Source organism: Herbiconiux ginsengi (assembly GCF_900107435.1).
GTDB lineage: Bacteria > Actinomycetota > Actinomycetes > Actinomycetales > Microbacteriaceae > Herbiconiux > Herbiconiux ginsengi.
In genome coordinates, this window is the sequence record NZ_FNPZ01000003.1 from 270,930 (window position 1) to 285,510 (window position 14,581).

A 14,581-nucleotide genomic window follows, 5' to 3' on the forward strand; every position below is an offset into this window, starting at 1 on the left:
CCAACAAGAGCGGAGAACAGTGTCCGGAATCAAGGCCAGCGGAGAGAAGAGCCTCGTCGTCGTCTCGGGGCGAGCGCATCCGAAGCTGGCGCAGGACATCGCTGCCGCCCTCGGCACCGACCTCGTCGACACCGAAGCGCGCACCTTCGCCAACGGTGAGCTCTACATCCGCTACGGCGAGAGCGTGCGCGGCTGTGACGCGTTCGTCATCCAGTCGCACACGGCTCCGATCAACGAGTGGCTGATGGAGCAGCTGATCATGGTCGACGCGCTGAAGCGGGCTTCGGCCAAGCGCATCACCGTGGTGGCCCCGTTCTACCCCTACGCCCGCCAAGACAAGAAGGGCCGCGGCCGCGAACCGATCTCGGCCCGGCTCGTCGCCGACCTCTTCCTCGCCGCCGGCGCGAACCGCATCATGTCGGTCGACCTGCACGCGGCCCAGATCCAGGGCTTCTTCGACGGCCCGGTCGATCACCTCTTCGCCATGCCGGTGCTGCTCGAGCACATGCGCAAGTCGCTCGACCCGTCGACTCTCACGGTCGTCTCGCCCGACATGGGCCGGGTGCGGGTAGCGGATGTCTGGAGCGACAAGCTCGGCGCCCCGCTCGCCATCATCCACAAGCGCCGCGATCCACGGGTGCCGAACCAGGTGAGCGTGCACGAGATCGTCGGCGACGTGTCGGGCCGGGTGTGCCTGCTGGTCGACGATCTGATCGACACCGGCCGCACCATCGTGGCCGCCGCCGAGGCGCTCAAGGCCAACGGCGCGATCGGCGTCGTGGTGGCGGCGACGCACGCCGTTTTCTCCGACCCGGCCACCGAGATCCTGCAGTCGTCGTTCATCGACCAGGTGGTCGTGACCGACACGCTGCCGCTGCCGCCCGAGAAGCACTGGGACAGGCTGACCGTGCTGCCGATCGCCCCGCTGATCGCGCGCGCCATCAACGAGGTCTTCTCCGACGGATCGGTCACCACGATGTTCGACGGTGACGCATGAGCGGCGCACCGGCCGCGACGCCGACCCTCGAGTCCTTCACCCCGGCCGATGGCAGGGTCACGATGTTCTCCACCAGCTGGTGCGGCTACTGCGCTCGCCTGAAGAAGCAGCTCGACGCATCCGGAATCGGCTACACCGAGGTGAACATCGAGGAGGTCGACGGCACCGCCGAGCTCGTGGCCTCGGTCAACGGCGGCAACCAGACGGTGCCGACGGTGGTGTTCCCCGACGGCTCCACGGCCACCAACCCCTCGGCTCGCGACGTGGCGGCCCGCCTTGGCTGATCGCACTCCCTGGTCGCTCTCGGGCGCGCTCCGCGGCATGTTCGCGAAGCGCACCATCGACGCGGAGACCTGGGAAGACCTCGAAGACGCCCTGCTCAAGGCCGACTTCGGCCCGGCGATCACCGACGACGTGGTCGAAGACCTGCGGGCGAAGGTGCAGCGCTACTCCACCACCGACCCCAAAGACCTGCAGCGGATGCTCCGCGAGTCGATCGAGGAGCGGCTCGCGAAATACGATCCCACGCTGAAGCTGACGGAGCGCCCGGCAGTGGTGCTCGTCGTGGGCGTGAACGGCGTGGGCAAGACCACGACGATCGGCAAGTTCGCGCGCTTTCTCAAGACCTACAACCGCACGGTGGTGGTCGGTGCGGCCGACACCTTCCGCGCAGCCGCCGTGGAGCAGCTCGCCACCTGGGCCGAGCGGGCGGGAGCCGACGTGGTGCGGCCGCAGCACGAGGGTCAGGATCCGGCATCCGTCGCCTTTCAGACCATCGAGCAGGCGAAGGCGCGCGGCACCGAGATCGTGCTGATCGACACGGCCGGCCGGCTGCAGACCAAGGGCGGCCTGATGGACGAGCTGGGCAAGATCCGCCGCGTCATCGAGAAGCAGGCGCCGGTGGCCGAGGTGCTGCTGGTGCTCGACGCCACGACGGGGCAGAACGGGCTCGCGCAGGCGGATGCGTTCATCCAGCACGCCGGAGTCACCGGACTCGTCATCACGAAGCTCGACGGATCGGCGAAGGCCGGCTTCGTGCTGGCCGTGCAGGAGAAGACGGGCATCCCCATCAAGCTCGTGGGCCAGGGCGAGGGAATCAACGACCTCACGGGTTTCACGCCCCACGTTTTTGCCCAGAATCTGGTGGGTTAGAAACTAGCCGGGGTCACTCCCCAAGCGCGGAGGCACGAGATCGCAGGCCGCGGGCCGCGCTCGATGACCCAGGGTGAGCGCGAGGCCGCGTCAGCGACCTCACGCGAACATGTCGCCCGGCGCCGCAGCAGCGGCGGCGCCGGCAGCGAGCGACGCGCGACCGCAGGCCGCGCATCGCGGGAAAGTGGCGAAGCGGTACCCCAATTCCCGCGCCCAAACCACTCAGTCCCCGAATCGCGCCAGGAACTTCCGCACGGCCGCTAGTGTCTCCGGCTCGCGCGGGGTTCCCGAGTGGGTGGCGCCCTCCACCACCACGAGCTCCGCCGTGGGGAGGGCCGCGCGCACGTGCTCGGCGGCTCGGAGACGCTCGGGGTCGCGGGTGCCCGCCACCAGGAGCACGGGCATCGGCAGGGCGGCGAGTTGCGCATCCGTCACCCGGCTGTCGCGCTGCGTGGCGCGCATGTAGGCGGCCAGGGCCACCTCGTCGTTGGCGCTGAAGGCAGCGTGTGTCGCCGGATCGACGGGGTGACCGGATGCCCGCTCCCAGCCGGCGAGGAAGCCCGCCATGCCGCCCCGTTCCAATTCGTCGAGGGCGCCGGGGAAGAACACGCGGTCGAAGGCGCCGTGGCCGGTTCCGGGCGCTCCGGCGATGCTGATCAGGCTTCGGAGGCGGTGCGGATGCGACACTGCGAACGAGAAGCCGACCCGCGCGCCGAGGGAGTAGCCGAGGTAGTGCACGCGATCGAGGCCGAGGGTGTCGAGCACGGCGACGACGTCGCCGACGAACAGGTCCATCGCGTATGCCGTCTGCTCGTGCGGGGCGGAACTGCGGCCGTGCCCGCGGAGGTCGAGTGTGACGACCGGTCGATCGGGGGAGAGCGCTCGGAGATATCCGAAGCCGCGCCAGATGGCCTGCGAGAGGGCGGTGCCGTGCACGAGCACGATCGGAGTCGCATCCGGAGCGGCCTCGGCGCCTGCAGGGGTCATTCGGTACGCGATGCGGGCGCCGTCGGCGGGGTTGATCGCGTAGTCCACGTCACCACGCTACCGCGCACCCGCAGTCCATTGCTGCCAAGGTGGCATCTTGATTGGACTTCTCAATGCCGAGAGGATTGAGCCAATCAAGAACACTGGACTAATTGGACTGCTGCACCGGTCTGATGCGGACGCATGGAGGTGCGCTCATGATCATCCTGCTGGTATTGCTCGGAATCGGTGCCGTCGTCGGCATCGTCGCGACCGTCGTCGATCTGCGTCGCGACGGCTACCGGCGCATGCCGAATCGGCCCGAGCATGATTTCGGGCCGATTCGGGAGGAGCGGAGTGGAACGACGCCTCTCTAGGGGCTTCGTGTCACCCTGCTCCTCCCGAACGGGAGGAGGCCGTCAGAGTCCCTGCGCGAGGCGGTAGTACGCCTGGTTCCAGCGCACCTCGTTGGCGAAGCCCTTCAGCGTGGTGTCGGCATCGATGGTGAGCAGCTCGGTCTTGGCGATCGCGGCGAAGTCCTCGAACACCTCGACGCCGACGGCGGTCGACATCACCGTGTGGTGAGCCGCGCCCGCGGTGAGCCAGGCGGCCGCCGACACCGCGAAGGAGGGCGCCGGGCGCCAGACGGCGCGGCCGACGGGCAGGTGCGGCAGCGGCGCACGCGGTTCGACGACCTCGACCACGTTCGCCACGAGACGGAACCGGTCGCGCATGTCGCTCATCGCGACCACGACGGCCGGGCCCGGGTCGGCGGTGAAGACGAGGCGCACCGGGTCGTCTTTGCCGCCGATGCCGAGCGGGTGGATCTCGAGCGAGGGGCGCGCCGTGGTGAGCGACGGGCTCACCTCGAGCATGTGCGCACCCAGGATGGTCTCGGCGCCCTCGACGAGGTCGTAGGTGTAGTCCTCCATCAGTGAGGCGCCACCGGGAAGGCCGGCACCCATGACGTTGGCGGCCCGCACGAGGATGGCGGTCTTCCAGTCGCCCTCGGCGCCGAAGCCGTAGCCCTCGGCCATCAGGCGCTGCACGGCGAGGCCCGGAAGCTGCTTCAGCGAGCCGAGGTCTTCGAAGCTCGTGGTGAACGCGCCGAAGCCGCCCTCCTCGAGGAAGGAGCGCAGCCCGATCTCGATCGCCGCGCCATCACGCAGGGACTGGTGCCGCTCGCCGCCCGCGCGCAGCTCGGGAACCACGTCGTAGAGTTCCTCGTACTCGGCCACGAGAGCATCCACGGCCGCGACATCCGCTTCGGCCACCTCGACGGCTGCCGCGAGTTCGTTCACGCCCCAGGTGTTCACCTGCACGCCGAAGCGCAGCTCGGCCTCGGTCTTGTCTCCCTCGGTCACCGCCACGTAGCGCATGTTGTCGCCGAAGCGGGCGAGCTTGAGGGTCTTGACGGCCTGCCATCCGGCGGCCGCGCGCGACCAGTCGGCGATCTGCGACTGCACCAGCGGGTTGGAGGCGTGCCCCACCACGGTCTTGCGCGCGACGCCCAGACGGGTCTGGATGTATCCGAACTCCCGGTCGCCGTGCGCGGCCTGATTGAGGTTCATGAAATCGAAGTCGATCTCGGCGTAGGGCAGCTCGACGTTCGCCTGCGTGTGCAGATGGAGCAGCGGCTTCTGCAGCGCGTCGAGGCCGGCGATCCACATCTTCGCAGGGCTGAAGGTGTGCATCCAGGCGATGACACCGATCACCTTGTCGTCGGCGTTCACGTCGAGCGCTGCGCGGCGGATCGATTCCGAGTCCTTGAGCACGGGCTTCCAGACGATCTTCACCGGAACGACGGATGCGTCATCCAGGGTCGCCACGATCTCCTGCGACTGCGCCGCCACCTGGCGGAGGGTCTCCTCGCCGTAGAGGTTCTGGCTGCCGGTGAAGAACCAGATCTCGTAGGGGGCGAGGGAGGTTTCGAGCTTGCTCAATTGAGGGATCCTGTCGGGTCTTGTCCGTAGACGTTCTGGTAGCGGTTGAAGAGGGAGTCGACGGCTTCCGGTGCGATGGGCGTCGGTTCGCCGAGCTGTCGCGAGAGGTGCACGGTGCGGGCGACGTCTTCGGTCATCACGGCGGCCTTCACGGCGTCGCGCGCATCCTTGCCGATGGTGAAGGGGCCGTGGTTCTTCATCAGCACGGCGCGCGAGCGGTGGCCGCGCAGGGTCTCGACGATGCCGCGGCCGATCGAGTCGTCGCCGATGACGGCGAAGGGCCCCACCGGGATCTCGCCGCCGAACTCGTCGGCCATCGCGGTGATGACGCACGGGATCGCCTCGCCGCGCGCCGCCCAGGCGACCGCGTAGGGGGAGTGCGTGTGCACGACCCCACCGACTTCGGGCATGTTGCGATAGACGTAGGCGTGCGCCGCGGTGTCGCTGCTCGGCGAACGGTCGGAGCCGGGGGAGCCCGCCACGACGGTGCCGTCGAGGGTGCAGAGGATCATGTTCTCGGGGGCGAGGTCGTCGTAGTCGACGCCCGAGGGCTTGATCACGAAGAGGTCGGCTCCGGGCACGCGGCCGGAGATGTTTCCGCCGGTCCACACCACGAGGCCGTAGCGGGTGAGTTCGGCGTGCAGGGCGGCGACCTGGGCGCGCACGCGATCGATCGCCTCCTGGAGCTCGGTGTCGGCGATGGCGGATTCGGCGGATGTCGCGGGGTCGGTCACGCGGTCGTTCCTTTCAGGGGGAGTGCGTCGACCGCTGCGCGCTCGACGGCGAGGCCGGCGCGGTAACGGTCGAGGTAGGCGGCGAATCCGGCGACATCGGCCGGATCGGGGTCGGCGGTCTGGATGGGGGCGCCCGCGAACACCCGATCGCGCAGGTAGGCGTCGAGACCGGACGCGGCGACGACCCGGCCGGCGGCGTTCGCGGAGGTGTCGGGTTCGTCGGCGTCGCCGGTCGCCTCGGACACGTACGTGACATACGACGCCAGCACCGCGATGCCCCAGGCGCCGCCCTCCGACGCGGTCTCGGCGACCGCCACCGGTGCAGCGAGCGCTCCGGCCAGGAATCGCTGGGCCACGCCGGCGGTGCGGAACAGGCCGCCGTGGGCGAACATCCGGTCGAGGGCCACGCCTTCGTCGGCCAGCACGCGCATGCCCAGGGCGAGCGTGCCGAACACGCCGTAGAGCTGGGCGCGCATGAAGTTGGCGAGGGTGAACCGGCTGTCGGGCGCGCGCACCACGAGCGGCCGGCCCTCGGTGAGCCCTGCGATCGGTTCGCCGGCGAGGTGGTTGTAGGCGAGCAGGCCACCGGCATCCGGGTCGCCGTCGAGGGCTTCGCGGAACAGCACGTCGAACACCGCGTCGGAGTCGGCGGATGCGCTGGACCCGGTCGCTACGCCGGCCGCGGCCGAGAAGCGGCCGAAGAGGCCGGCCCAGGCGGCGAGTTCACTGGCTCCGTTGTTGCAGTGCACCATCGCGACAGGGTCGCCGGCCGGCGTGGTCACCAGGTCGAGTTCGCGGTGCACCTCGTCGAGGGGCCGCTCGAGCACGACCATGGCGAAGATGCTCGTGCCCGCGCTGACGTTGCCGGTGCGCGGGGCCACAGCGCCGGTGGCGACCATGCCGGTGCCGGCATCGCCTTCGGGCGGGCACAGCACGACGCCGGGGCGCAGCGCCCCGCTCGGGTCGAGCAGCGCGGCGCCTTCGGCCGTGAGTTCGCCGGCCGGCTGCCCCGCCACGAGAACGTCGGGGAGCAGGTCGGCGAGGTTCAATCCGGGCGCCGTCGCGGCGACCAGGCCGTCGTAGCGGGCGACGAGTTCGGCGTCGTAGTCGTGGGTCGCCGCATCGATGGGGAACATGCCCGACGCGTCGCCGACGCCGAGCACCGAGCGCCCGGTGAGGCGCCAGTGCACGTATCCGGCGAGCGTGGTGATGTGGCGGATCTCGGGAACGTGCGGCTCGTGGTCGATCACGGCCTGGTGCAGGTGGGCGATCGACCAGCGCAGCGGGATGTTGACGCCGAAGAGCTCGCTGAGCTCCGCCGCCGCGGGCCCGGTCGTGGTGTTGCGCCAGGTGCGGAAGGGCACCAGCAGGTCGCCGGCGGCATCGAAGGCGAGGTAGCCGTGCATCATCGCGGAGACGCCGATGGCGCCGAAGCTCTCGGGGCGCACGCCGTAGCGCTTCTCGACGTCGGCGACGAGGTCGGCGTAGGCGGACTGGACGCCCGTCCAGACGTCGTCGAGCGAGTAGGTCCACCTCCGGTCGACGAACCGGTTCTCCCAGTCGTGGCTGCCGACGGCCAGCACGATGGAGGGATCCTCGCCCACCAGGCATGCCTTGATGCGGGTCGACCCCAGCTCGATGCCGAGGGAGGTGTGCCCGGCGAGGATGGCATCGCGGATGGGGTCGGGCGTTTCCGCGACGGGCTCGCTCATGATGCAGGGACTCCTTCGGCTCTCAATGTGATCGCTCACATTTCGGATCGAGCATACGACATCCGGCCCGCCTCTGGGAAGCGAGCACCCCCGTCGCCCCGAACTTCTCGCCTCTTCCGGTCCTTCGTTCGCCGTCATAGGGCTCTTGGCGGCAAGAAGTCGGTAGGGGTCAGGCGGGAGAGGGTGGGGGCGCCGTCGAGGCGCGAGGCACGAGTAGGGGGAGCACCGAGGGCGGCGGCTCGTGCTCGCCGAGGAGCAGGGCGACGCAGCGCCGGCCCGACTCGGCGAAGTCCTGCCGCACGGTGGTGAGCGGCGGCAGGTAGTGCGCCGCCTCCGGCGTGTCGTCGAACCCCACGACGCTGAGTCGCCGTGGCACGTCGAGCCCTGCATCGTTCGCCGCGTGGAGCACGCCGAGCGCCATCTGGTCGTTCGCGGAGAAGATCGCGGTCGCCCCTCGCTCGATCAGGCCGAGCCCGGCGTGGTATCCGGATGCCGCGCTCCAGTCGCCCACGGCCACCAGATCGGCCAGGAGCCCTCGCCCCTCGAGCTCGGCCGTGAATCCGGCGAGACGTGAGGTGGCGTCGATCCAGTCGGTGGGGCCGGCGAGGTGCCCGATCCGCCGGTGTCCGAGGTCGGCGAGGTGGGCGGTGGCGATCCGGGCGCCCTCCACCTGGTCGAGGGCGAGTTCGGAGGCGCCGACCGTCGCGAGCGTCTGCAGCGTCACGTACGGCACGCTGAACGAGCGGCTCGAGAGGCTCTCCAAGACCTGCAGTTGCGGCGCGATCACGACCAGCCCCTCGGCGGAGAGGTCGATCAGATGGTTGATGGCCTCGTCGATCGACGCCTGGTCGAGCCCGTCGGCGTTGGCGATCGTGACGCTGTAGCCACGGCTGCGCGCGGCGGCCTCCACGGCGCTGATGCTCGACGCCGGGCCGTATTCGCCGCTCGCGGTGGAGAGGATGCCGATGATGCGCGAACGGCTGGTCACCAGTGCTCGTGCCGCCAGATTCGGCCGATAGCTCAGGGCGTGCATGGCGTCGAGCACCTTCTGCCGGGTCGCGGGCCGCACGCTCGGGTGCCCGTTCAGCACTCGGGACACCGTCTGGTGCGAGACTCCCGCCGCTTTCGCCACGTCGAACACGCTGGCGGCGCGCGGCGTCGAGCGCGGCGCGGTGCCCGGCGCGCTCTGTGACGGCCTGGCGGCGTCGGGTGTCGGCTCGGGCGTCATGCGTCGATTATGCCCGCATCCGTCGCGCTCGCCGTCGAGCCCTCGGTCGAGAGCGAAGGGTCAGCCGAGGGCGGGCGCGGCCCTCCCGGCGGGCGCGGGCGCGGACGCGGACGGGGACGCGGCTGGGGTGGCCGGGATGTCGGCGGTAGTGGATGCGCCCCAGCGCTGTCCCCACGACACGAGCGGCTGCAGCGACTGCAGCAGGTCGGCCCCCTGCGGCGTGAGCGAATACCGAACCTGCACGGGCGTCGTGGCCACGACCGAACGCGCCACGAGGCCTGCGCGCTCGAGTTCTTTGAGTCGCTGCGCGAGCAAGCGATCCGAGAGCCCCACCACGGAAGCCACGATGTCGCTGAAGCGGGTGGCTCCCTGGCCGATGGCGAGCAGGATGCCCGAACTCCAGCGCTTGCCGACGAGTTCCACCGACGCGGTGAACCGGCGGCACGCGGCGTCGTCGATGTGGTGCCAGGCGGGGGTCGGCGCGGGTGCGGGGGATGACGTCACTTACCTAGTGTAAGTCACTAATGCCAGGTTTGGTCCGAGCGTGAGCACGGCGCATCCTGAGGTCATGCCTCACTACGGTCACCGCTTGCAGTTCGGAACCTTCATCACCCCGGTGAACGCTCCACCCACGGCCGCCGTCGCCCGAGCCCAGCTGAGCGAGCGCCTGGGCTACGACCTCGCCACCTTCCAAGACCACCCCTATCAGCCCTCGTTCCTCGACACCTGGACCCTGATGACCTGGGTCGCCGCCCAGACCGAGCGCATCCACCTCGCTCCCAACGTGCTCAACCTGCCGCTGCGTCCGCCCGCGGTCACCGCGCGCGCGGCGGCGAGCCTCGATCTGCTCTCGGGCGGCCGCTTCGACCTCGGACTCGGAGCCGGCGGCTTCTGGGACGCCATCGACGCCATGGGCGGCCGCCGCCTCACCCCCGGACAGGCCGTCGACGCGCTCAGCGAGGCGATCGACGTGATGCGCGGCATCTGGAACACCGGCGAGCGCGCACCCCTGCGCGTGCCGGGCGAGTACTACCACCTCGACGGCGCGAAGCGCGGCCCTGCGCCCTTGCACCCGATCCCCATCTGGATCGGGGCCTACAAGCCCCGGATGCTCCGTCTCACCGGCCGTCAAGGCGACGGCTGGCTGCCCTCCTTGGCGTACTTGAAGCCCGGTGACCTCCGAACCGGCAACGCCACCATCGATCAGGCGGCGACGGATGCGGGGCGCGACCCGCGCGAGATCCGTCGTCTCCTCAACATCGGCGGCCGGTTCTCCGCGTCCGCGAACGGTGATCGAGCGGGGAGCCCCACCGTTCCGCTCCGAGACGGCGGCCAGCTCGCCGGTCCACCCGCTCAGTGGGTCGAGCAGCTCCTCCCACTCGTGGTCGAGGAGGGCATCGGCACGTTCATCCTGATGGGTGACGACCCCGCCACCCTGCAGCAGTTCGCCGAAGAGGTCGCGCCGGCGCTCCGGCAATCCGTCGAGCGTGAGCTCGGGGTCGACAGCACCGTCGAACGCATCGTGCGAAGCTCGATCGCCCTCGCCAAACGCCGCGACGGAATCGATTACGACTCCGTGCCCGACTCGCTCCGCGACACCGTGGTCGAACCCGGCGATCTCGACTTCGCCCGCGTGCGCTCGACCTACATGCGCGGCGGTTCGCCGGGACTCGTCTTCCGGGTGGGCTCGGTCGAGCAGGTCGTGGAGGCGCTCGCCTTCGCCCGTCGGCACCCGGATGCGCCGCTCGCGATCCGTAGCGGGGGTCACGGCATCAGCGGCCGCTCCACGAACGACGGCGGCATCGTGATCGACCTGTCGAAGCTGAACGGCGTCGAGGTGCTCGACGAGGCCACCCGGCGGGTGCGCATCCAGCCCGGTGCCCGCTGGATGGACGTCGCAGCCGCCCTCGCCGAGCATGGCTGGGCGCTGAGCTCGGGCGACTACGGGGGAGTGGGCGTCGGCGGTCTCGCCACGGCCGGTGGCATCGGCTGGCTCGTGCGCGAACACGGGCTCACCATCGATCACCTGCGCGCCGTCGAGGTGGTGCTGGCCGACGGCCGCGTGGTTCGAGCGAGCGACGAGGAGAACTCCGAGCTGTTCTGGGCGGTGCGCGGCGCCGGCGCCAACTTCGGCATCGTGGTCTCCTTCGAGTTCGAGGTCGACGTGGTGGGCGAGGTCGGCTGGGCGCAGCTCGCCTTCGACGCCAGCGACACCGCCGGCTTCCTCGAGCGCTGGGGCGCGGCCGTCGAGAGCGCACCGCGCGATCTCACGAGCTTCCTCATCATGGGCGGCCCGCGGCCCGGCCAGCCCGCCATCGCGCAGGTGCTCGCCGTGGTCGACTCCGCCGACCCCGAGACGATCGTCGACCGCCTGCAACCGCTCGCCGACGCCGCGCCGCTGGTCGACCAGTCGGTGCAGCTCCTGCCGTACTCCGCCGTGATGGCGAACGCTCAGGGCGGCGACCACGACGGCCGCGGCGAGCCGACCTCGCGCTCGGGCCTGCTCGAGCACATCACGCCGGAGTTCGCGCGGGCGGCCACGCGGATGCTCGAGACCGGCGCCGTCTACTTCTTCCAGATCCGCTCGGTCGGTGGTGCGGTCGCCGACGTCGAGCCCGAGGCGACGGCCTACGCTCACCGCTCGGCCAACTTCTCCGTGGTGGCGTTCGGTTCGCGCCGCGAGCGTCTCGACGACCTCTGGGACGACCTCGCCGAGCACTTCCAGGGCCTCTATCTCAGTTTCGAGACCGACTCGCGACCGGAGCGCCTGGACGACGCCTTCCCGCCCGCGACGCTCGCCCGCCTCCGCGCGCTGAAAGAGGAGCTCGATCCCGAGCATGTGTTCCGCGACAACTTCGCGGTGGGCAGGGCTGCTCTGCTGCCGTGAGCCGACCGACCCGGTTCAGGACGAACGGATGCGCGCCGCCGCCTCCAGGAGCACGTCCTCCGACCCGGCGTAGATGCCGTCGCGTCGCGGCCAGTGGCTGATCACGTCGGTGAAGCCGAGTTCGGCAGCCCGCCCCGTGGTGTCGTCGAAGGCCGCGACGCTCGACAGCGAATACGTCTCGGGGTTGTCGAGCGAGAGCACGCGATCGATCGAGAGCGGATCGCGCCCGGCCGCCTCGGCCGCGTCGTCGAGGCGGCGCGACAGCTCGCCGACCGATCGCCACCAGTCCTCGCCGGTCGCCCCCTCGGCGCCCGTGGTGACCCAGCTCTGCCCGTAGCGGGCCACCAGCGCGAGCCCCTTCGGCCCGTTCGCCGCGAGCATGAACGGCATCCGCGGAACCTGCGCGGGCGCCCCCACCATCCGGGCCTCGTGCGCGGTGTACCACTCTCCCGACGCCGAGATCCCGTGCGAGCCGGCGGGTTCGAAGCGCAGCAGCTCGTCGAGCACACCGACGAATTCGGTGAACCGCTCGTGCCGCTGCCGCGGGGTCAGCTGCTCCTGGCCGAGCACGAACGCGTCGAAACCGGTGCCGCCCGATCCGACGCCGAGCGTGAACCGGCCACCCGAGATGTCGTCGAGCGTGGCGAGGTCTTTCGCGAACGGAACCGGGTGCCGGTAGTTCGGCGAGGCCACGAAGGTGCCGAGACGGATGCGCGTGGTCGCCGTCGCTGCCGCGGTCAGCAGCGGAATGGTGGCGCACCACGGCTCATCGGCGAGCGAGCGCCAGGAGAGGTGGTCGTAGGTCCAGGCGTGATCGAAGCCGAGCTCCTCGGCCAGCACCCACTTGCGGCGGGACTCGGGCCAAGGGTCTTGGGGGAGGATGACGATTCCGTAGCGCATGTGGCTACTCTGCCACTTGGCTCTGCGCGGGGCTGTGTTAGTTGCCGGTGAGGCCGTGCTGCGCGCGGCCTCACCGGGCGTCGCCGGTCCCTGCCCGGCGCCGCGCGACATGTTCGCGTGCGGTCGCCAGCGGCCGCGCGCTCACCCTGGGTCGTCAGGGAGCGGCCCGTGACGTTCGGTGCCGTGCGGACGCCGAGGTGCGTGCGGGCACACGGGCCGGGACGCGTCCGCCCACCCGCACCACCTCAGGCTCGCTTCGCATCGGCCTCGTCTAGGGCGAAGTCTTCCTCGAGTTCCTCGCCGTGATCGGTGGCGGCCACGATCGGCTCTGCGGCGACCGCACCGAAGGAGCCGGTGAGGGTCTCGTTGCCGGCGCGGCCGAAGACGACGTGGGGGCGGTGGTCGGGGCCGAGGTGCACGCGGAGTCTGCGGTGGAGCACCAGCCAGGCGGCGCCGATGAGGAAGGCGGCGACGCCCGCTACGGCGGCCACACCGAGCGCCCACCTCGGGCCGAGAGTGTTGGCGATGGCGCCGACGAGGGGCGCGCCGATCGGGGTGCCGCCCATGAAGATCGCCATGTAGAGCGCCATCACACGGCCGCGCATCGTCTGGTCGGTGGTGGTCTGCACGGTGCCGTTGGCGGTGGTCATCAGGATCTGCCCCGAGAACCCGATCAGCACCAGCGCGCCCGCGAACACCCAGTAGCTCGGTGCGAGTGCGGCGGCCAGCGCGCTGACGCCGAACCCGGCGCTGGCGAGGAACACCAGCTGCACCCGCGGCCGATCGCGGCTGGCCGACACCAGCGCCCCGGCGACCGATCCGATCGCCATGATCGAGGTGAGCAATCCGAACCCGGCCGAGCCTTGCCCGAATTCCACCGTCGCCATCGTCGAGGTGAAGATCTGGTAGTTGAACCCGAAGGTGCCGATCACGAACACGATGACGAAGATGATCAGGAGGTCCGGCCGCCCCCGCACGTAGCGGAAACCGGCCAGCAACTGCCCCTTGGCCCGCGGTGCCTGCTTCATCAGCTGGGCGGCCCCGATCCGGATGAACTTCAGCGACACCACCACCGCGGCGAATGTGACCGCGTTGATGACGAACACCCATCCGGCGCCGATCACCGCCACCAGCAGCCCCGCGATGGCGGGCCCGATGGTGCGCGCCGCGTTGAACGACGCGGAGTTGAGCGCCACCGCGTTCGACACGTTCGCGCCCGAGACCAGCTCGGCCACGAAGGTCTGGCGCACAGGAGCGTCGATCGCCGAGGCGACGCCGAGCAGCAGGGCGAAGACGTAGACGATCCAGAGCTGCGCCGTGCCGGTGAGCACGATGATGCCGAGAGCGAGTCCGAGCACCCCCATCGAGATCTGCGTGACCATCAGCGTGTGCCGCTTGTTCAGCCGGTCGGCGATCAGCCCCGAAACCGGCACGAGCAGCAGCTGCGGACCGAGTTGCAGGGCCACCGTGATGCCGAGCGCCGCGGCGTCGTGGTCGGTGAGTTCGGTGAGCACGATCCAGTCCTGAGCCGTGCGCTGCATCCAGGTGCCCACGTTCGACACGAGTGCGCCGGCGAACCAGATGCGGTAGTTGATGCTGGAGAGCGAGCGGAACATCGCGCTCATTCGTCGACCATCCGGCGGATCACGACGGCGGCGCGGTCGAGCAGGTCGAGCTCCTCGGCGCTCAGCGAGGCGAGACGCCGGTCGAGCCAGGCGTCTCGGCGGCGGCGGGTCTCGAGCACGACCTGACGGCCCGCATCCGTCAGGGTCACGAGCACGAGCCGGCGGTCGTCGTCGCTGCGCACGCGCACCACGTAGCCCGCGTTCTCGAGCGCGTTGAGCGTGCGGTTCATCGAGGGCGGGGTGACGTGCTCGAGGGCGCTCAGCGCCACCGGCGTCATCGGGCCGTCGCGCAGAACGACCGCGAGCACGCCGGCCTGCCCATCGCTCAACTCGTCGTCGGCCTTCTCGCGACGGAGCCGCCTCGCCAGCCGCATGGTCGCTGCGCGCAGCTCGGTGCTGAGCGTGCGGGCGGGGGATTCGTGGGCCATATAGTTAGC

At 70.4% G+C, this 14,581-nt stretch carries 14 protein-coding genes; 5 read left to right on the forward strand and 9 right to left on the reverse strand.

The genetic code is table 11. The features are described 5' to 3' along the window. Positions 1 to 19 precede the first annotated feature (19 nt). Genes BLW00_RS13990 through ftsY form a run of 3 tightly spaced genes read left to right on the forward strand, consistent with a single transcriptional unit; the run spans position 20 to position 2,149 of the window. Positions 20 to 997 (forward strand): ribose-phosphate diphosphokinase, encoded by a 978-nt coding sequence (locus tag BLW00_RS13990; RefSeq protein WP_092555192.1) that lies wholly within the window; start codon positions 20 to 22, stop codon positions 995 to 997. Next, the gene (locus BLW00_RS13995) at positions 994 to 1,281 is read left to right on the forward strand and encodes a mycoredoxin (RefSeq protein ID WP_092555194.1); all 288 of its coding nucleotides are present in this window, start codon (positions 994 to 996) and stop codon (positions 1,279 to 1,281) included. The genes BLW00_RS13990 and BLW00_RS13995 overlap by 4 nt, the downstream gene beginning before the upstream one ends. Further along, entirely contained in the window at positions 1,274 to 2,149 is an 876-nt protein-coding gene (gene ftsY / locus BLW00_RS14000) for a signal recognition particle-docking protein FtsY (protein WP_092555196.1), read from the forward strand. Before BLW00_RS13995 ends, ftsY begins: the two co-directional genes overlap by 8 nt. A gap of 222 nt (positions 2,150 to 2,371) precedes the next feature. Here the strand turns inward: ftsY and BLW00_RS14005 are convergent, their stop codons facing one another. Next, positions 2,372 to 3,184, reverse strand: coding sequence for an alpha/beta fold hydrolase (locus tag BLW00_RS14005; protein ID WP_175494283.1), 813 nt, complete (start codon positions 3,182 to 3,184; stop codon positions 2,372 to 2,374). Positions 3,185 to 3,333: 149 nt separating this feature from the next. Here BLW00_RS14005 and BLW00_RS23490 point away from each other — a divergent pair, with 149 nt between their 5' ends. Further along, positions 3,334 to 3,492 (forward strand): hypothetical protein, encoded by a 159-nt coding sequence (locus BLW00_RS23490; RefSeq protein WP_175494284.1) that lies wholly within the window; start codon positions 3,334 to 3,336, stop codon positions 3,490 to 3,492. Positions 3,493 to 3,534: 42 nt separating this feature from the next. On the opposite strand, the gene araA is transcribed toward BLW00_RS23490, so the two are convergent. From araA to BLW00_RS14030, 5 genes are all read right to left on the reverse strand, one after another. Beyond that, entirely contained in the window at positions 3,535 to 5,058 is a 1,524-nt protein-coding gene (araA, locus tag BLW00_RS14010; protein ID WP_092555198.1) for an L-arabinose isomerase, read from the reverse strand. Further along, the gene (locus BLW00_RS14015; protein WP_092556112.1) at positions 5,055 to 5,759 is read right to left on the reverse strand and encodes an L-ribulose-5-phosphate 4-epimerase; all 705 of its coding nucleotides are present in this window, start codon (positions 5,757 to 5,759) and stop codon (positions 5,055 to 5,057) included. The genes araA and BLW00_RS14015 overlap by 4 nt, the downstream gene beginning before the upstream one ends. 29 nt (positions 5,760 to 5,788) lie before the next feature. After that, on the reverse strand, positions 5,789 to 7,504 hold the full coding sequence (locus tag BLW00_RS14020) for a xylulokinase (protein ID WP_092555200.1): 1,716 nt from the start codon (positions 7,502 to 7,504) through the stop codon (positions 5,789 to 5,791). A gap of 169 nt (positions 7,505 to 7,673) precedes the next feature. After that, positions 7,674 to 8,732, reverse strand: coding sequence for a LacI family DNA-binding transcriptional regulator (locus BLW00_RS14025; RefSeq protein ID WP_092555202.1), 1,059 nt, complete (start codon positions 8,730 to 8,732; stop codon positions 7,674 to 7,676). 60 nt (positions 8,733 to 8,792) lie between these two features. Then, on the reverse strand, positions 8,793 to 9,236 hold the full coding sequence (locus BLW00_RS14030; RefSeq protein ID WP_092555204.1) for a winged helix-turn-helix transcriptional regulator: 444 nt from the start codon (positions 9,234 to 9,236) through the stop codon (positions 8,793 to 8,795). 64 nt (positions 9,237 to 9,300) lie between these two features. On the opposite strand from BLW00_RS14030, the gene BLW00_RS14035 reads away from it, so the two are divergent. Continuing rightward, positions 9,301 to 11,619, forward strand: coding sequence for an LLM class flavin-dependent oxidoreductase (locus BLW00_RS14035; RefSeq protein ID WP_092555206.1), 2,319 nt, complete (start codon positions 9,301 to 9,303; stop codon positions 11,617 to 11,619). Positions 11,620 to 11,634: 15 nt separating this feature from the next. Here BLW00_RS14035 and BLW00_RS14040 read toward each other — a convergent pair whose 3' ends face one another. From BLW00_RS14040 to BLW00_RS14050, 3 genes are all read right to left on the reverse strand, one after another. Further along, complete coding sequence (locus BLW00_RS14040) at positions 11,635 to 12,519, reverse strand: LLM class flavin-dependent oxidoreductase (protein WP_092555208.1); 885 nt, start codon at positions 12,517 to 12,519, stop codon at positions 11,635 to 11,637. Positions 12,520 to 12,764: 245 nt separating this feature from the next. After that, positions 12,765 to 14,144 carry an MFS transporter gene (locus BLW00_RS14045; RefSeq protein ID WP_092555209.1) on the reverse strand — a complete coding sequence of 460 codons (1,380 nt, stop codon included), beginning with the start codon at positions 14,142 to 14,144 and terminating at the stop codon, positions 12,765 to 12,767. Then, a complete protein-coding gene (locus BLW00_RS14050) occupies positions 14,141 to 14,572 on the reverse strand; it encodes a MarR family winged helix-turn-helix transcriptional regulator (RefSeq protein ID WP_092555211.1) in 432 nt (143 codons plus the stop codon). Before BLW00_RS14050 ends, BLW00_RS14045 begins: the two co-directional genes overlap by 4 nt. Between the last annotated feature and the right edge of the window lie 9 nt (positions 14,573 to 14,581).